We start from the raw sequence: 17,136 nt of genomic DNA, 5'->3' as shown, positions 1-17,136 counted from the left end.
GTTTGTTAAAATGCTGATGGCTTCAAATGCAGCCCTACGGTTTCTTCCAGGCCGAACAGTAAGTTCATGTTGTGCACTGCTTGTCCGCTGGCACCTTTCAGCAGATTGTCTATCATTGAAATGATGAGGAGTTTATCGCCATGCTTTTCCAGATGAATAAGACATTTATTAGTATTAACCACTTGTTTCAGATCCGGGTTCTTTTCTGTCAGGAAAGTGAACGAATGATCATCGTAGTACTCTTCGTATATACGCTTGATTTCGTTTAGTTCAATCTTGCAATCCAGATAAGTCGTGGCAAAGATTCCACGGGAGAAATTACCTCTTACCGGAATGAAGTTGATAGCACTGCTGAAACTGTTCTGTAATTGTTGCAGGCTTTGTCCTATTTCTGCCAGATGCTGATGTGTAAATGGTTTATATATTGATATATTATCATTGCGCCAGCTGAAATGTGATGTTGACGAAGGTTTTACGCCTGCTCCGGTAGAACCGGTTATTGCATTTACGTGAAGTTCGGAATTCAACATCAGATGTTTGGCCAGAGGCAAAACACCCAACTGAATGCAGGTAGCAAAACATCCTGGGTTTGCAATATGTTTTGAACCGCAGATACGGCGGCGGTTCAGTTCCGGCAATCCATAAACAAAATCGTGTTCATCGCTTTTGATACGGTAATCCATACTAAGGTCGATAATCTTCACATTTTCCGGAACCGTATTATTTTCCATGAACTTTTTTGTATCGCCGTGGGCAGTACAGAAGAAAAGCAAATCGATACTGTCCAATGGAAGCTGGTCGGTAAAGCGCATATCAGTTTCACCATAAAGACCGCCGTGTACATCGGTAATAAGGTTGCCAGCGTTACTGGTACTGTTTACAAATACAATTTCGGCATCCGGATGATTAAGCAGCAGGCGGACCAATTCTCCTGCCGTATAACCTGCACCTCCTATAATTCCAATTTTAATCATGTCTTAAATCTCTTCGTCTTTATGGTTTGTATAATAAACGCGGAGCGGAGTGGAAGTAACCTTGATGAAGCCCTTTGCGTCTTCGGCCGTCCAGCCTTTTTGCATTTCGCCATATTCGCCGAATTTGGTTTTTACCAGGTCGTCTTGGGATTCCACGCCTACAGTAGAGAATGACAACGGACGAAGTTCAAGAATAACCGTTCCGTTTACATTACGTTGTGATTCCAGCAACATGGCTTCGATGTCGCGCATAACCGGTTCTAAGTACTGGCTTTCATGCAAAAACATGCCGTACCAGTTGGCAACTTGGTCTTTCCAGTATTGCTGCCATTTACTCAAGGTGTATTTTTCAAGGAAGCGGTGTGCACCGATAATCAGCATCGGGGCGGCGGCTTCAAAACCTACGCGGCCTTTGATTCCGATAATTGTGTCACCCACGTGCATATCACGGCCTATACCATAAGCGGAGCCGATCTCTTCTATTTTTTGAATAGCTTTGATTTTATCTTCAAACACTTCTCCGTTTATGGCATGAACTTCACCGTTTTTGAATTCGATACGGAGTTGTTCGCTGCCGGTTTTAGTAACCTGTTTTAAATAAGCACTTTCGGGCAAACCCTGGGCTGAGTCAAGTATTTCGCCTCCGCAGATAGATGTACCCCATAAACCTACGTTATATGAATATTTCAACTTGGTGAAATCTGCCACAAAGCCGTGTTCTTTCAGGTAGTTGATTTCGTAGTCGCGCGTCAGTGCCATATCACGCGTCAGCGTGATGATTTCTACATTCGGAGCCAGAACAAGGAAAGTCATGTCAAAACGGATCTGGTCGTTTCCTGCACCTGTTGAACCGTGAGCAATGGCATCAGCACCAATTTCATTAGCATAGCGGGCAATGGCTAATGCCTGGAAAATACGTTCTGAACTTACTGAAATAGGATAAGTACCGTTACGGAGAACGTTTCCGAATACCATATATTTAAGGCTCTTTTCGTAATATTCTTTTGTTACGTCAATTGTAACATATTTGGTTGCGCCCAGTTTGTAGGCATTTTCTTCATTTTGCTTTAATTGTTCTGCACTGAAACCGCCAGTGTTGGCACATGCTGCATATACTTCATATCCTTTTTCCTTTGCCAGATACATCACTGTGAAAGAGGTATCAAGACCGCCGCTAAATGCAACTACTACTTTTTTCTTCATTTTATTATATTGTTTTATTTATTACTCTTGTGTTCTGAATTGTCTTTATGTTTTTCTGGGTCGTAAAGCATGGCTGTGCAAATACAGAATTTACGTTGTTTTTCCATCAATATATGGTGGTTAATGCAACCCTCGCATCCATGCCAGAAAGCATCGTCGTCTGTCAGTTCGTCGAATGTTACAGGAACATATCCCAAAGCTGTATTCATTTTCATAACAGCGGCGCCCGAAGTCAGACTGAATATCTTAGCCTTCGGCCATCGTAAGCGGGCCAGGGCAAATGACGCGTCTTTAATACGCTTTGCCAATCCCAGGCCACGGAATTTTTCAACAACGATAAGTCCGGATGTTGCCACATACTGCTTATTTCCCCATGATTCGATGTAGGTGAAACCTGCAAATTCATCACCTGCAAGAGCAATGATTGCTTTTCCTTCCTTCATTTTTTGAGCAACATATTCGTGTGTACGTTTGGCAATACCGGTTCCGCGTACTTTAGCAGCAGCTTCTATTGTCTCTAAAACGATATCAACATATACTTCGTGTGAAGCATCGGCTACCATAACATCAATTTCTACTCCTTGTTCCATTGTATTTGTTTGTTCTTAATCTACTTGTTTGTGTGCGGATATTATTCCGTTGTTACCTTATATAAAATTCGATAGAGCTTTTATGATCCTGTTCCGGCTAATGCCTTCGCGAGGAATGATCAAGATTGTATCGTCACCGGCAATTGTTGCCAATATTTCTTGCGGGGCATGTGTATCGATGTCCGAAGCAATTCCCATTGCATAACCCGGGCGTGTTTTTACAACGGCCAGATTACCCGAAAACTCGATGTTAGGATGGCTATGACCCAAATCTTGATCTGATTGCATAAGTGCTGCATGCTCCGGTAAACGATATACATAATTTCCATTCCCGTCGTGTACTTTAGCTACTTTCAGTTGCTTGATGTCGCGTGAAAGGGTTGCTTGAGTAGTGGAAAATCCGCTTGATGTCAATGATCTGAGCAATTCTTCCTGATTACTTATAGCTTCCGTTTGTATGATGCGGCAAATAGCGTCCAATCGTTCTTTTTTAGTACTCATATTGTATATTTATGCAAACAGGCTGCAAATATAAATCGAATAATTGAATAAATATACATTTTGGTACTTATTTTTGATATAATTTATTCATCCCGATGATTTCACAAAATCATCGGGATGAAATTGGAAAAAGATCGGGGAGATTTAAAATACATCCAAACCCCCGGATTCTTTGTTATACTATTATCAAAGATACATTATCTTTGTATTTGGAAGAAACAACAAAAAGATAAAAGTTATGAAAAAGGTTGCAAGTTTATTGTGTGCCCTGTTGATTCTTGCGGGCTGTTCCAGTGTGCCCCTGACAGGTCGTAAACAGGTTTTATTGGTTTCGGATCAGGAAGTGTTGTCATCTAGTCTGACCCAATACAATGATTATATTAAAACGGCAAAGAAATCTGCAAACAAGTCGCAGAATGATATGGTGACGCGTGTTGGTAAGAAGATCGCGGCTGCAACGGAAACCTATTTAAAAGCTAATGGCATGGAAAATGAGATTAAGAATTTTAAATGGGAGTTTAACTTGGTAAAAGACCCTCAGGTCAATGCCTTTTGTATGCCGGGTGGAAAAATTGTGGTATATGAGGGATTATTGCCATTAGTTTCATCAGATGATGAATTGGCTGTTGTTCTGGGACACGAAGTGGCTCATGCAGTTGCCAAACATAGTAATGAGCGGATGAGCCAGCAATTGATGACTCAATACGGTGCTGCTATTCTGGGCGCCGCTGTTAGTAATAAAAGTACGGCTGTACAGCAAATGGCTAATACTGTGTATGGAGTAGGATCTCAATATGGAGTGATGCTTCCCTTTTCGCGTAAACATGAATCGGAGGCCGATTATATGGGATTAGTGTTTATGACTATGGCCGGATATAATCCGGATGTGGCTGTTAATTTCTGGCAGAAAATGTCGGCAGGCAAAGGAGGAGCAACGCCCGAATTTATGAGTACTCACCCGAGTGATTCGCATCGAATAGTCGATATTCAGAAAGAATTGCCGGGAATAAAGGCAAAATATGGGAAAAAATAACTGAAGCCTGTTTGGATTTCATTCGGATGGATTATTTTAAATGGTAATTCCCATTCTCTTCATCAGGAAACAGGCATTCATATTTTCGGCAATTCCTTCGTGCAGCTTGTAAGAAAAAGATAATTCGTCATCTTTTATATCAGCTTCGAAGCGATAATTTTTTATTTGTTCCGGAAATTCCTTTTCGAGGTTTCCAAGTACTAAATCGTGGGTTGCAATAATTCCGCAAGTCTTGTATGATACTAATTGTTTCATCAAAGCGATGGAACCTTTTTGTTTGTCAATGGAGTTTGTCCCTTTTAATATTTCATCCAGAATAATGAATAGCTTTTCACCTTGTTGCAAGCGGTCTATTATCATTTTCAGCCTTTTCAATTCGGCAAAGAAGTAAGATTCGTTGCTTACTAAAGAATCGGAAGTACGCAAGCTGGTAACCATCTTTGCCGGGTAAACTGTGAGCGACTCTGCATATACGGGAGTTCCTATGCAGGCCAATAAATAGTTGACACCGACTGTTCTCAGGTAGGTGCTTTTACCGGCCATATTTGCTCCGGTAATAATCAGGAACCACGGGCTTTTTTCGATGTTGATATCGTTTTTGATACAAACATCCCGGTTTAACAAAGGATGCCCGAGAGCTTTGCCTTCCATCTCGAAGTAATTGTTTGCAATATCAGGGTAGATATAATCAGGATGATTAAAAGCAAAACCTCCTAATGAACTGAGTGCGTCAAAATGGGCAAGGGCATCGATCCAGTGTTTGATATGGTCTGCATGTTCCATCTTCCATTTTTCCAGAGAAATAGCAAAGCGCGTATCACGTAGATACAGAATGTTAAGTATGATTCCGGCAGCACTAAACCGTTGATCCAATCCTCCGATATATTGGGACAGTTTCTTTATCGTATGTGATGCCGTCCCATCAGTGTGGGATAGTTCTTTACTGATTGATATTAACTCGCTTGATTGAAACTGATCTCCTTCAATGCTTTCCATCAACTTTGAATAAATGGAGAATATCTTATTCATTTTATCAACGGAATTATACAGGTTGTTGATTTGCTTGCTACGGAGATAAGCTATAAATAGACTTATTAACAAGTATATACTTAGTACGGAGTAACTGATGATATTCAACAGGCAGGCGGTAGTGATAAGCAACCATAAGCCGGGAACAATCCATACAAGGGCTTTCCATAACGGACTGTTGGCAAACATAAGTTTGCCATTAACCAGCGTAGAGAGCATTTGCAGGTCATTTTTGCTTCCTGTTTGTTTGATACCGGTCACGTAAAAATGCTGTCGCAAACCGGATAGGGTGGAGAGTTCTTTTACGGCTTCCTGACGCTTTAATATTGCTTCTTTTTGTGTCAACGGACTCATAAACCAGCTTGCCAAAAGTTCGCGTCCGAATATTGTTACAGTACGGTTGACGGATTGAAATATGGAACGGTTGCCGAATAAATCCAGATCAAGGCTGAAATCGTGTTCGGACGAACTTTTCTCAGGTGCCCCGTCGAAAGCACTGAAATCATAATCCAGTCCATTCAGTTCGTTTGTATTTAATTTGATTAGCGCTTCGGAATACTCTTTCTTGGCATATAATTTATTGTGATACCACATCAATAAAGCGAAAGGAATAATAAATGCAATTGTAACAATAGTTAGCAACAACGGGCTTTCGTTCCTGAGTAACCATATACAACAAATAAGCGCTGCAACCAGTGCTAAACGGATGCTTCCCATTAGATGGATTTTCTTTTTTAAGCTGTTCGAGCGCCGTGTATAGGCTTCTATATTTTCTTTGTAAAAACTATATACATTTTTCATGGAGCAAACTTACACAAATAAAAGAATATAACAGCACTGAAACTTTTTGATTTAATTGTTTATAGAGATATATAAACAAAATGATGAAGACCTGGGGACGGGCTTAGGGCTTTCTATTTGCTCGCTTATTGCCGAAAAACTGGGCGGATATTTGGATTTGCATTCACCAGTTGGCGTGGGAAGCCGTTTTTCTATTCAATTACCTTATGATGAAAAGCCGAATAAGATGAACTAAGTTATTTAATTTTGGTTTATATAAATACATCGTAGGTGAAATGACTATAACTCATGTTATTTAAGCCAAAAATTCTGGTGGCATTTCTCCTATATTTGCGGATAAATTAGAAATGCTTGAAGTTTGTTTATGAAAAAGACCGTTTTAACATGCTTGCTTTTTTTCTTCTGTGGTGGTGCTTTTTCCCAGGTTCTGATACATGACCCGGAAGAAAGTTATAATGCCGATAGTGTACGTGCTGTATTGGATAAGATGTCTTATTTTACTTTGTTTAAAGATAACTATTTTATTGGCGGAACTACGATCGGGCATAAACCTACGGCAACCAATTCGGATGTGAAGTTCCAGTTGAGTATTGCCCAGCGTCTTACTAAAAGTAAATTACCTTTTGACACTTATCTTTTCCTGCAATATACACAAAAAGCCTTTTGGAATGTTTTCCAGAGTTCTCTTCCTATGCGCGACCTTAATTTTAACCCCGGAATAGGATTGGGACATCTTATTATACATCATAATAAATATATAGGAAAAGGCTATCTGATGCTGGAACATGAATCTAATGGGAAAGACAGCACGGCTTCGCGAAGTTGGAACAGGATAACATTTGCTGCAGCTGTAGTCCTTAATAATAATTGGGAAACTCAGTTTAGTACATGGATTCCTATTGTCGATGGCAAGTATAATAAAGACTTGTTGAAATATAAAGGTATATTCCAAATGGCAGTAAATTACCGTACCAATAATAAACGGTTCAACTGTGGTCTGATTTTGACGAAACGCAAGACTTGGCTCAGTTTTAATACCCAGTTGGAGCTGAGTTACAAATTTAATAACAACGAAAACCAATATCTGTTCCTTCAGTACTATAATGGCTATGGCGAAGGCTTACTCGATTATAATAAGTTCAAAAGCATGTTGCGTATTGGCATTGTAATTAAGCCACAGGATTTTAGTATCTATTAGCAGAAAAACGCTTTAATAGATTCTTTCTATTGGATAATAGATGAACTATATTCAACTCTTGGATGTTTTGATAATAAAGCCTTGTAAATTTATAGGATAAAAATATCGGAGCACCATGAAAGAAAAAATTGAACAATTAAAGTCTCTAAACCACCAGGCAGAGTTAGGAGGCGGAGAAGATCGCATAGCCAAACAGCATGCGGCAGGTAAATTAACGGCTCGTGAGCGAATTGAATTGCTTTTGGAAAAAGGCAGCTTCGTGGAAGTCGATAAGTTTGTGGTTCATCGTTGCCATGAGTTCGGATTAGAAAAACAACGTCCGTTGGGCGATGGTGTTGTTACCGGCTATGGCATGATAGGGAAACGTACTGTTTTTGTGTTTGCACAAGACTTTACTGTATTTGGTGGTGCATTGTCCGAAACGTATGCCCGTAAGATCTGTAAGATTATGGACATGGCAATGCAATTAGGCGCTCCGGTGATTGGTTTGAACGATTCCGGCGGTGCGCGTATTCAGGAAGGTGTCCGCTCATTGGCCGGATATGCTGAAATATTCCTCCGGAACTCACTGGCGTCCGGTGTGATCCCTCAAATAAGTGCGATTATGGGACCGTGTGCCGGTGGTGCCGTTTATTCTCCTGCACTGACCGATTTTATTTTTATGGTGAAAGATACCAGTTATATGTTTATTACCGGTCCGGAAGTTGTGAAGAGTGTTACTCAGGAAGAAGTATCAATGGAGGATTTGGGAGGTTCGGGGGTGCATAGTTCCCGTTCCGGCGTAGCTCATTTTACTGCAGACAATGATATGGATTGTATCTTTAAGATACGTGAGTTGATGTCTTTCTTGCCAAACAACAATATGGAAGAACCTCCTTTTGTGCCGACTTCAGACAGTCCGAACCGCACCGATCTGCAATTGGATTTATTAGTACCCACCAATCCGAACCAACCATATGATATAAAGGAATTGATTCTCTCTGTGGCAGACGACAATAATTTCTTTGAAGTGCAGGAAGAATATGCAAAAAATATTGTCATCGGTTACATTCGTCTGAATGGAAAAACGATTGGCGTTGTTGCTAACCAGCCCGCAGCATTAGCCGGAACCTTGGACATAAATGCGTCGGTAAAAGCTGCCCGTTTTGTGCGCTTTTGTGATGCATTTAATATTCCGTTGCTTACTTTAGTGGATGTTCCGGGGTTCCTGCCGGGAGTTAATCAGGAATATGAAGGCATTATTCGTCATGGGGCAAAACTGTTGTATGCTTATTGTGAAGCTACAGTTCCGAAAGTTACTGTAATTACCCGTAAGGCGTACGGAGGCGCTTACGATGTGATGAGTTCTAAACATATCCGCGGTGATATAAACTTGGCTTATCCAACGGCCGAAATTGCTGTAATGGGACCGGATGGTGCTGTTAATATTTTATTCCGCAAAGAGCTGAATAAAGCTGAAGATCCGGAAAAGAAACGGAAAGAGCTTCAGGACAATTATCGTAATAAATTTGCCAATCCGTACAGAGCAGCCGAACTAGGCTATATTGACGAAATAATAGAGCCGTCGGTTACCCGTTGCCGTCTGATACAGAGCTTTGAATTGCTGGCAAACAAGAGGCAATCCAATCCTCCTAAAAAACATTCAAATATTCCTCTTTAAATGCGAACTGTTATGATAAAGAAAGTACTAGTTGCCAATCGCGGCGAGATTGCTATGCGGATATTCCGTACTTGCCGCGTAATGAATATACCTACAGTTGCAATATATACGCATGTAGATCGTGGGGCTTTGCATGTACGCTACGCCGAGGAAGCCTATTGTATTTCGGAAGATGAGTCTGATACTTCTTACCTAAAGCCCGATTTGATTCTTGAAATTGCCAAGAAAACCGGCTCGGCTATACATCCGGGATATGGCTTCTTATCTGAGAATGCCGATTTTGCCCGTCGTTGTGAAGAAGAAGGTGTCGTTTTTATCGGGCCAAGTTCCGATGTTATTGCCAAGATGGGAATTAAAACGGAAGCCCGTAAAATAATGAAAGATGCCGGCGTTCCGGTTGTTCCCGGAACAGAGTCTCCTGTATCTAGTTTGGAAGAAGCCAAACAGGTCGCACAGGAAGTTGGTTATCCTATTATGCTGAAAGCTTTGGCCGGTGGCGGTGGAAAAGGAATGCGGTTAGTGAAAAGTGAAGAAGAAATGGAAGCTGCATTCCGTATGTCACGTTCCGAAGCGGCTAATTCGTTTGGTAATGATGCCATATATATAGAGAGAAATATATCGAAAATCCTCATCATATCGAGGTGCAGGTATTGGGCGACAAATATGGAAATGTAATCCATTTATATGAGCGTGAATGCTCTATCCAGCGCCGTAACCAGAAAGTGATAGAAGAATCTCCTTCTCCATTTGTAAAAGATGAGGCCAGAAAGAAGATGTTTTCCGTGGCTGTGGAAGCCTGTAAGAAAATAGGTTATTATAGTGCCGGGACACTAGAATTTATGATGGATAAAGACCAGAATTTCTATTTTCTGGAAATGAATACGCGTTTACAGGTCGAACATCTGGTTACGGAAGAATGCACTGGCGTAGATTTGGTTCGTGATATGATACTGGTAGCCTCGGGTAACCGTCTTCCGTATAAACAGGAAGACATCGAATTTCGCGGGGCAGCTCTCGAATGCCGTATATATGCTGAAGATCCGGAAAATAATTTTATGCCTTCTCCAGGTGTTATCAAAGTCCGTGAAGCTCCCGAAGGACGTAATGTCCGTTTGGATAGCGCAGCTTATGCCGGTTTTGAAGTGTCGTTGCACTATGACCCGATGATAGCTAAGGTTTGTACATGGGGACGTAACCGTGAATCCGCTATTTCCAATATGATACGTGCCTTACGCGAGTATAAGATATTGGGAATTAAGACGACGATACCTTTCCATATTCGTGTGTTGCATAATGAGACATTCTTGAAAGGAAATTATGATACCACTTTTATCGATACCAAGTTTGATAAGGAAGATTTGAAACGCCGCCAGAATAGTGATCCTACCGTTGCTGTAATTGCAGCCGCTTTGAAGCATTATGAGCAGGAAAAAGAGGCTGCCGCCAGGGCAACAACAGTCCCGTTGGTTGGTGAATCATTATGGAAATATTATGGTAAGTTACAAATGACGGCCAATAACTATTAATACAGGGAGGAAAAAGATATGACAAAAGCGTTAGCAACCTATTTTGCAACCGTAAACGATCTGCCGGATACCGAATTTAAAGTCGAGATTCTGGAGGATGGTCCTGTAAAGAAAGTGTCTGTAAACGGAACGGTTTACGATGTCGATTATAATGTGGGTGGCGACTCTATCCATTCTATCATTATGAATCATAAATCCCACGGAGTCCAGATATCCAATATCCGCGATTCGGTGTATGAAGTGAAGAATAAAGGAGATAACTTTCAGGTAGAAGTAATTGACGAGTTAAAGAAACTCCGTTTGTCGCGTACCCGTTCGTCTGTGGTTGGCCGTCAGGTTATAACAGCCCAGATGCCGGGAGTTATTCAGAAAGTTTATGTAAAAACCGGAGATGAGGTAAAAGCCGGGACTCCTTTGTGTGTACTTGTTGCCATGAAGATGGAGAACGAGATCCGAAGCCCGATAGATGGAGTAGTAAGAGATGTATATGTTACTGAATCGAACAAGGTTTTGGTAAATGATAAAATGCTTGTAGTAGAATAATCGGTAAATCCCCGGATGTTAAATTTCCGGGGATTTACTAAATTTGAAGTCTTTTAAAAGTGGTGCCACCAGGACTATAACCTTGGTTTTTATCACCTATATATCAATATGATATGATTTCAAAACTTATAAAGCTACCGAATTTGCAACCTCGCAATTTTTGCGTTTTTACTCACTCTGCTTTGTTGGTTCCAATACTGCAAATATAGTGATTCTTTTGGAATTGCTGACGCAATGAGGGTGTTTTATTTGTTTGATATATTGAGTAAAATTACGAGTTATATTGAGTAAATATTCAACATTCAATTTAACTCGTTCATTTTTAGATAATAAACAACAGACTTGTGACGCAGAATCCGACATTTACAACCGAAACCTTTAATCGTAAATATACAAATATCTATCAATATTTCAGTTCCAACTGCTAAAAGACGGATGTAAAACCGATTTCTATTCCTGTTTTTGGTAACTATTTTACGAAAAGCTAAAATATAATTTGCTTTTGTCTGATTTTTGTTCTATATTTGCAGCCATACAGATAAATACCTATTGTGATGATTGCAGAATTTAGATTTAGAAATTTCTTTTCTATAAAAGAAGAACAGATATTGAGCTTTGAGCCCACTGCGGATACTTTTGAACGTGACGAGTATTGCATTGACGTAAAAGAAGGTGTTAGCCTGCTTAAGATAGCCACAATCTATGGTGCAAATGCTTCGGGAAAAACTAATATCCTGATGGCTCTATCTTTCTTTAAGGACTTGATGACCGACGTTCCAAAAGACAAAACAGAGGAAGTTGGTTTTTTTCCATTCTTGCTGAATGAAAGTTCGAGAAATGATAAAACAGAAATGGCATTGTCTTTCTATTTGCAAAGAGAAAGATATAGCCTTACGGTCGTGTTGGATAATAAACGCATATATTCAGAAAAGTTGGAGTTTTATCCGGGGACACAGCCGGCTATATTATACAACAGGAATTACCACGAGGATAGTGATAGCGCAGAGGTCAAGTTCGGAAGTAAATTAGGCATTGGGAAAAAGGGGCAAGTCGCTATCATTGGAAACACGATAAACAACTGCTCCGTTTTAGCTGCATTTGGCAAATCAAATGTAGAGTCGTCACGCTTGAATATTGTCTATGACTTTTTCTCGAAGGGGATAAAGGATATTCTTCATCCACAAATTTCATTAACTGCATATGCCAAAAAATATTTGGATAACGACTCTGATGGAACTCTGAAAAAATTCCTTGTGGATTTTTTAAAGGCATCGGATTTTAATATCTCTGATATAGAACTTAGAGAAGAAGAGGTTATTATAACAGAGGAAATGGAGAAGATGATTCAAGCAGCCCCAATCCCTGAAGATACTAAAAAACAGATGTTCCAAAAGGGGAAACTCACAAATGCAGAGTTGATGTTTAGTCATACTACTGATAAAGGTGATTTTGTTCTATCCGAAGAGATGGAATCAAGAGGTACTATTCGCTTTCTTGGGATGGCAGTTTTACTCAAACAGTTATTAAAGGAACATAGAATCATTTGCATTGATGAGGTTGAAACGAGTTTGCATTATGAGTTGCTTTCGTACTTTATAAAGGTATTTCTTGCCAACAGTAGCTGTCAGTCTCAGTTGCTTTTGACTACACACGATATAAATCTTTTGAATGAAGATTTTATTCGCAGGGATACTATTTGGTTTACAGACAAAAATAGTTCAGGTGAAACTATATTAACTCGGTTGTCTTCATTGGGATTACACAGGAACCTGTCGCCGTATAACGCCTACAAGCAAGGTAAGTTGGTAAAACTACCTTTCTTGGGAAGTATTTACCTTAAAGATGATAAGCTATGCGAGGAACAGTAAATAAGAGTATAGCAATTATCGGCGAGGGCGAAACAGAATGGTTCTATTTTGATTCTTTGAGAATTGCAAAGCGTTATCCGTTTCGACTTGTTCCGGGGCTGCCTTCGCACTCGGATATAGGTCATATGCTGTCTTTGGTGGATAGGTATATACGAGAAAGGTTTGACTATGTGATCTGTCTGATTGATATGGACAGAATGAAGCAAGTGCCGGCAGATATGGCAAAATATCAAGCCGCTAAACGAAGTAAGGCTTATCGGAGTGTGTGGTTCGTTGAAACGCATCCCTGTACGGAGTTTTGGTTCTTGTTACACTTTTTGCCAGACTTATCAAAACGCAAGTACAACTCGTGCGATGAGTTGGTGCCAGAACTTCAAAAGTATATGCCCGGCTACGAGAAGACGAAGAAGTATTTCCGTAAAACAGATTTGTATCGCTACCTGCAAGAACATGGCGATATTGACCGTGCAGTCCGCAACGGCAAACTTCTGAGCGAACTAAGTAAATCAAATCCCGAAGATGAGATTTGCTATTCGGAAGTGTATAAGGTGATTGAATTGATAACGTCAATGTCTTAAGATACATAGCAACATTTATCTTGGCATTAGTGAATGATGCAATACTACTTATTGGTAAATTAAATAATAAATAATTTGTGCATTATGGCAAAAAGAAAAGAAGTTCATGTGGTGCCAAACAGCGTGAGAGGTGGTTGGGACTCAATAAGAGAAAACGCAGAACGTGCATCTAAACATTTCGAGAATAAAGCAGATGCGATGGCTTATGCTAAAGAGCAAGCAAAAAATATTGGAGCAGAGTTGATTCCTCACAAAAAAGATGGGACAATTCAAAATCCCAACAGTTATGGTGGTGATCCTTGTCCTCCTAAAGATAAAAAGCACTAATATATGAAAGAGATATACCCCAACCTATACATTGGATCTCAGGAGGACTATGAGCATATCGTTAAATTTCAAGACGATTGGTTTGTTATACACGCCTGCAAAGAGCCATTCCATCGTCAGGCTTTAGGATACTCAGCACAAGCTGCCCCTAAAAATCATCCTGAATATTTGATTGCATATCGCGGTAATCGCCTTGCCTTAAATCTCGTTGATGCTCCAAATCCTGCATATATACCCAAAGAGATTATTGATGAGGCGATAAAAGCCATACATATCAATATTCAAGAAAAGAAAGTATTTGTACACTGCAACCAAGGGATGTCTCGTTCTGCGACAATCGGATTGCTTTACCTAAAAGCTGTTCATGCTATTAATGAAGACTTTGCTAAAGCGGAGAAAGAGTATCTACAGCTATATCCTTGGTACAACCCAGGTAATGGGATGAAGGTGTTTGCCGCACAAAACTGGAATCAATATTAAATAATATAGTGTAATGGCAAGACATAAGAAAGCAACAGTTGCACTCATCTATGACTTTGATGGGACATTATCACCTGGGAATATGCAAGAGTATGGTTTCATTCAAGCTGCAGGTTTAGATGCGAAGACTTTTTGGGAAAAGAATAACAAAATGAAAGAGTCTCAAGATGCGAGTGAAATCCTATGCTATATGAAGTTAATGATAGTAGAAGCTAGTCACAAAGGACTACAGTTAACTAAAAATTCATTAAAAGAATATGGCAAAGCAGTAGAATTGTTTCGAGGTGTAAAAGAGTGGTTTGAACTCATAAATGCATACGGGAAAAGTAAAGAGGTAATTATTGAACATTACATCAACTCGTCAGGTTTAAAAGAGATAATTGAAGGAACACAAATTGCGAAAGAATTTAAGCATATTTATGCATGCTCATTCTTTTATTCTCCTGAGGGCAAAGCTGAATGGCCTGCAGTTGCAGTTGACTTTACTGCTAAGACTCAGTTCCTTTTTATGATTAACAAAGGTATTAGGTACGTGAAAGACAATAAGAAAGTCAACGAATTTAAACCAGATATTGAGCGCCCTATTCCTTTTAGACACATGATCTATTTTGGCGATGGCGAGACAGATGTGCCTTGTATGAAGCTAATTAAACAACAAGGAGGCCGTTCAATAGCAGTGTACAACCCTAGTAAACGTGCAAAAAAGGCTGCTGCCGAAAAATTAATAGCAGAAAATAGGGTAAACTTTGTCTGTCCCGCTGATTATTCTAAGGATAGCGAAATTTACAAGGTTGTAACAACCATTATTGATAAAATAAAAAGCGATTATGAGTTTAAGAAATTACTCATAGCTCATGAAAAGAAAGGTAAATAAAACTTGTAGGAGTTGTCCAAAATTTTGTGCAAACGTTAATTTTGGTTAGGGTTTAGCGAGAGACTAGATCTCGAAGATTAAGATTTGCTATTCGGAGGTGTATAAGATGATAAAGCTTATTAATCACTTGCCACAGTTATAATGCAAGACGGACTCCTATCTAAAAACAATACAAGTATGAGCAATAACATATACCTAGATTTCGATGCTTTTTTGAGATCTTTCAATCAGAATAAGGATTCCTCTTTCGCTTTCTTGTTGGGGGCAGGAAGTTCTATCAGCTCAGGAATACAGTCCGCAAATGATTGCATTTGGGAGTGGAAGAAGAATATTTTCCTGTCTAACAACTCTGATCAAGCAAAATATTTTCAGGATTACAGATCTGACATTGTAAAAAAACGCATTCAAAATTGGTTGGACAATCAAGGAGAGTATCCTGAATTGCATTCTGCGGATGAGTATTCTTTTTATGCAGAAAAGGCTTATCCTATTGAGGGAGATAGAATTAAATACTTCTCACATATAGTTGCTGATAAAAATCCATATATTGGTTATAAATTACTTTGCTTGCTCAACAAGGCAAACATAGTACGTTCTGTATGGACAACTAATTTCGATGGACTGATTGAAAGAGCGGCTCATCAAATGAACATGACCCCTATTGCTGTGAGTTTAGATAATCCAGAACGTATTTACAGAAATGATAGCAATAGTGAATTGTTATATGTTGCACTACATGGAGATTATAAATACACTAAACTAAAAAACACGATTAAAGAGTTAGATTCTCAAAACACAATCTTCGTAAATGCATTGAAACGTTACTTTGTAGATAAAAATCTGGTAATCTGCGGGTATAGTGGAAGAGATGTGTCGTTGATGCAGTCATTGAAAGAGGCTTTCTCAGAAACAGGAACAGGTAGGTTGTATTGGTGTGGTTATGGCAATGACATTCCCATTCCAGTAATTGACCTTATTAACAGTATAAAAGCATCAGGAAGAGAAGCTTTCTTTGTCCCGACTGATGGATTTGATAAAACAATGATTGGCATAACTTCAATTTGTTTTGATGGAGATGTCGATAGGCAAAAAGAAATTGAAGAAATCTTAAAGAGCATTCGAAGTGAGAACACACTTGCACCCTTTGAAATCAAGAATAACTCTATTGATAAATATGTTAAGAGTAATGTATATCCAATAGTGTTGCCCAAAGAAGTTTTTAAATTCGAAATAGAATATAGTGCAGATGAAAAAGCGTGGGAGACAATTCGAAATTTAACAAAGGATAAAGATATAGTCGCGATTCCATTCCGTCAAAAGGTATTTGCTTTATCAACTTTAACCGTAATCAATGAAGTCTTTGGTAGCCGTATTAAAAGTGAAATCACAAGAGAGCCTATATCCATATCTGATATTAAAAAGATTGGTGATTTTAAAGAGCTATTTACAAAAGCTACATTGTACGGAGTTAGCAAAAGTAGAAATCTTAATACTGATCTAAAGAGTAAAATATGGAGCACATCTCCAATTGAAACCAATAATGATGTCGCTGTGTATGATGCCATCGAATGCTCCTTGTCATTTATTGATGGTAAAGACTATGTTTTGTTGTCCATTAAACCAACAATATTATAGGGGGCAATACCAATAGTACAGAATATAAAAAAACAGATAAGTCATTATAAAACAATAGTTAGGACGAAAACAACCACTTCGAACAGCCTTCGTTAAAGTTGAATTAGATTGAATCAGCTTTTAAACGGAGGCTTTCTTTTTCCTGAATAAAATTTACCTAAGTTTAATTTGATGCGCGCCACGGGGCTAAAAATAGGCAAATTAAAGGTGTTGTTTTGAATGATTTCTAAAAAGGCGTTTAAGCGGTATGTAAACGGTAAATAAAGTGTGGCATTAGTTGTACTATTGGTTTACCACAAAAAATGCCACACTTTTT

16 protein-coding genes and 1 pseudogene are annotated in these 17,136 nt (G+C 39.3%); 12 read left to right on the top strand and 5 right to left on the bottom strand.

Annotation, left to right across the window (positions count from 1 at the left end; all coding sequences use genetic code 11):
* Positions 1 to 5: 5 nt before the first annotated feature.
* From argC to CTY47_RS03505, 4 genes are read right to left on the bottom strand one after another with little or no spacing between them, the layout of a single operon-like run.
* Positions 6 to 974 (bottom strand): N-acetyl-gamma-glutamyl-phosphate reductase, encoded by a 969-nt coding sequence (argC, locus tag CTY47_RS03520; RefSeq protein ID WP_099463450.1) that lies wholly within the window; start codon positions 972 to 974, stop codon positions 6 to 8.
* A gap of 3 nt (positions 975 to 977) precedes the next feature.
* The gene (locus CTY47_RS03515; protein WP_099463449.1) at positions 978 to 2,177 is read right to left on the bottom strand and encodes an argininosuccinate synthase; all 1,200 of its coding nucleotides are present in this window, start codon (positions 2,175 to 2,177) and stop codon (positions 978 to 980) included.
* 14 nt (positions 2,178 to 2,191) lie between these two features.
* Positions 2,192 to 2,767, bottom strand: a complete 576-nt coding sequence (locus CTY47_RS03510; RefSeq protein ID WP_099463448.1) for a GNAT family N-acetyltransferase — start codon at positions 2,765 to 2,767, stop codon at positions 2,192 to 2,194.
* A gap of 57 nt (positions 2,768 to 2,824) precedes the next feature.
* Positions 2,825 to 3,268 carry an arginine repressor gene (locus CTY47_RS03505; protein ID WP_099463447.1) on the bottom strand — a complete coding sequence of 148 codons (444 nt, stop codon included), beginning with the start codon at positions 3,266 to 3,268 and terminating at the stop codon, positions 2,825 to 2,827.
* Positions 3,269 to 3,506: 238 nt separating this feature from the next.
* On the opposite strand from CTY47_RS03505, the gene CTY47_RS03500 reads away from it, so the two are divergent.
* Positions 3,507 to 4,301, top strand: coding sequence for a M48 family metallopeptidase (locus CTY47_RS03500; RefSeq protein ID WP_099463446.1), 795 nt, complete (start codon positions 3,507 to 3,509; stop codon positions 4,299 to 4,301).
* A gap of 36 nt (positions 4,302 to 4,337) precedes the next feature.
* Here the strand turns inward: CTY47_RS03500 and CTY47_RS03495 are convergent, their stop codons facing one another.
* Complete coding sequence (locus CTY47_RS03495; RefSeq protein ID WP_099463445.1) at positions 4,338 to 6,131, bottom strand: MutS-related protein; 1,794 nt, start codon at positions 6,129 to 6,131, stop codon at positions 4,338 to 4,340.
* Positions 6,132 to 6,186: 55 nt separating this feature from the next.
* Here CTY47_RS03495 and CTY47_RS03490 point away from each other — a divergent pair, with 55 nt between their 5' ends.
* The 11 genes and pseudogenes from CTY47_RS03490 (at position 6,187) to CTY47_RS03440 (ending at position 16,820) form a co-directional block, all read left to right on the top strand.
* On the top strand, positions 6,187 to 6,366 hold the full coding sequence (locus CTY47_RS03490; protein ID WP_099463444.1) for an ATP-binding protein: 180 nt from the start codon (positions 6,187 to 6,189) through the stop codon (positions 6,364 to 6,366).
* Positions 6,367 to 6,495: 129 nt separating this feature from the next.
* The gene (locus CTY47_RS03485; RefSeq protein ID WP_099463443.1) at positions 6,496 to 7,329 is read left to right on the top strand and encodes a phospholipase A; all 834 of its coding nucleotides are present in this window, start codon (positions 6,496 to 6,498) and stop codon (positions 7,327 to 7,329) included.
* 115 nt (positions 7,330 to 7,444) lie between these two features.
* The gene (locus CTY47_RS03480) at positions 7,445 to 8,989 is read left to right on the top strand and encodes an acyl-CoA carboxylase subunit beta (protein WP_099463442.1); all 1,545 of its coding nucleotides are present in this window, start codon (positions 7,445 to 7,447) and stop codon (positions 8,987 to 8,989) included.
* 12 nt (positions 8,990 to 9,001) lie between these two features.
* Positions 9,002 to 10,515, top strand: a pseudogene (gene accC, locus CTY47_RS03475) (acetyl-CoA carboxylase biotin carboxylase subunit).
* 18 nt (positions 10,516 to 10,533) lie between these two features.
* A complete protein-coding gene (locus CTY47_RS03470; protein WP_099463441.1) occupies positions 10,534 to 11,058 on the top strand; it encodes a biotin/lipoyl-containing protein in 525 nt (174 codons plus the stop codon).
* Between the two features lie 554 nt (positions 11,059 to 11,612).
* A complete protein-coding gene (locus CTY47_RS03465; RefSeq protein ID WP_099463440.1) occupies positions 11,613 to 12,926 on the top strand; it encodes an AAA family ATPase in 1,314 nt (437 codons plus the stop codon).
* On the top strand, positions 12,911 to 13,504 hold the full coding sequence (locus tag CTY47_RS03460; protein ID WP_099463439.1) for an RloB family protein: 594 nt from the start codon (positions 12,911 to 12,913) through the stop codon (positions 13,502 to 13,504). Before CTY47_RS03465 ends, CTY47_RS03460 begins: the two co-directional genes overlap by 16 nt.
* 84 nt (positions 13,505 to 13,588) lie before the next feature.
* Complete coding sequence (locus tag CTY47_RS03455; RefSeq protein ID WP_099463438.1) at positions 13,589 to 13,831, top strand: DUF2188 domain-containing protein; 243 nt, start codon at positions 13,589 to 13,591, stop codon at positions 13,829 to 13,831.
* A gap of 3 nt (positions 13,832 to 13,834) precedes the next feature.
* Positions 13,835 to 14,311, top strand: a complete 477-nt coding sequence (locus CTY47_RS03450) for a protein-tyrosine phosphatase family protein (protein WP_099463437.1) — start codon at positions 13,835 to 13,837, stop codon at positions 14,309 to 14,311.
* Between the two features lie 13 nt (positions 14,312 to 14,324).
* Positions 14,325 to 15,185: an HAD family hydrolase gene (locus CTY47_RS03445; protein WP_099463436.1), complete on the top strand. Its 861-nt coding sequence runs from the start codon at positions 14,325 to 14,327 to the stop codon at positions 15,183 to 15,185.
* Between the two features lie 177 nt (positions 15,186 to 15,362).
* Positions 15,363 to 16,820: an SIR2 family protein gene (locus CTY47_RS03440; protein WP_158228501.1), complete on the top strand. Its 1,458-nt coding sequence runs from the start codon at positions 15,363 to 15,365 to the stop codon at positions 16,818 to 16,820.
* Positions 16,821 to 17,136 lie beyond the last annotated feature (316 nt).

Origin of the sequence: Parabacteroides provencensis (genome assembly GCF_900232875.1) — a bacterium.
GTDB classification, from domain to species: Bacteria; Bacteroidota; Bacteroidia; order Bacteroidales; family Tannerellaceae; genus Parabacteroides; species Parabacteroides chinchillae.
The sequence above is the reverse complement of the archived record's forward strand: the minus strand, read 5'-3'. Positions and strand labels throughout refer to the sequence as shown.

Coding starts and splice junctions, on each gene's coding strand:
- CTY47_RS03465 (WP_099463440.1), top strand. CDS start 11,613: ATGATTGCAGAATTTAGATTTAGAAATTTCTTTTCTATAAAAGAAGAA.
- CTY47_RS03480 (WP_099463442.1), top strand. CDS start 7,445: ATGAAAGAAAAAATTGAACAATTAAAGTCTCTAAACCACCAGGCAGAG.
- CTY47_RS03440 (WP_158228501.1), top strand. CDS start 15,363: ATGAGCAATAACATATACCTAGATTTCGATGCTTTTTTGAGATCTTTC.
- CTY47_RS03445 (WP_099463436.1), top strand. CDS start 14,325: ATGGCAAGACATAAGAAAGCAACAGTTGCACTCATCTATGACTTTGAT.
- argC (WP_099463450.1), bottom strand. CDS start 974: ATGATTAAAATTGGAATTATAGGAGGTGCAGGTTATACGGCAGGAGAA.
- CTY47_RS03500 (WP_099463446.1), top strand. CDS start 3,507: ATGAAAAAGGTTGCAAGTTTATTGTGTGCCCTGTTGATTCTTGCGGGC.
- CTY47_RS03485 (WP_099463443.1), top strand. CDS start 6,496: ATGAAAAAGACCGTTTTAACATGCTTGCTTTTTTTCTTCTGTGGTGGT.
- CTY47_RS03450 (WP_099463437.1), top strand. CDS start 13,835: ATGAAAGAGATATACCCCAACCTATACATTGGATCTCAGGAGGACTAT.
- CTY47_RS03495 (WP_099463445.1), bottom strand. CDS start 6,131: ATGAAAAATGTATATAGTTTTTACAAAGAAAATATAGAAGCCTATACA.
- CTY47_RS03460 (WP_099463439.1), top strand. CDS start 12,911: ATGCGAGGAACAGTAAATAAGAGTATAGCAATTATCGGCGAGGGCGAA.
- CTY47_RS03515 (WP_099463449.1), bottom strand. CDS start 2,177: ATGAAGAAAAAAGTAGTAGTTGCATTTAGCGGCGGTCTTGATACCTCT.
- CTY47_RS03505 (WP_099463447.1), bottom strand. CDS start 3,268: ATGAGTACTAAAAAAGAACGATTGGACGCTATTTGCCGCATCATACAA.
- CTY47_RS03470 (WP_099463441.1), top strand. CDS start 10,534: ATGACAAAAGCGTTAGCAACCTATTTTGCAACCGTAAACGATCTGCCG.
- CTY47_RS03510 (WP_099463448.1), bottom strand. CDS start 2,767: ATGGAACAAGGAGTAGAAATTGATGTTATGGTAGCCGATGCTTCACAC.
- CTY47_RS03455 (WP_099463438.1), top strand. CDS start 13,589: ATGGCAAAAAGAAAAGAAGTTCATGTGGTGCCAAACAGCGTGAGAGGT.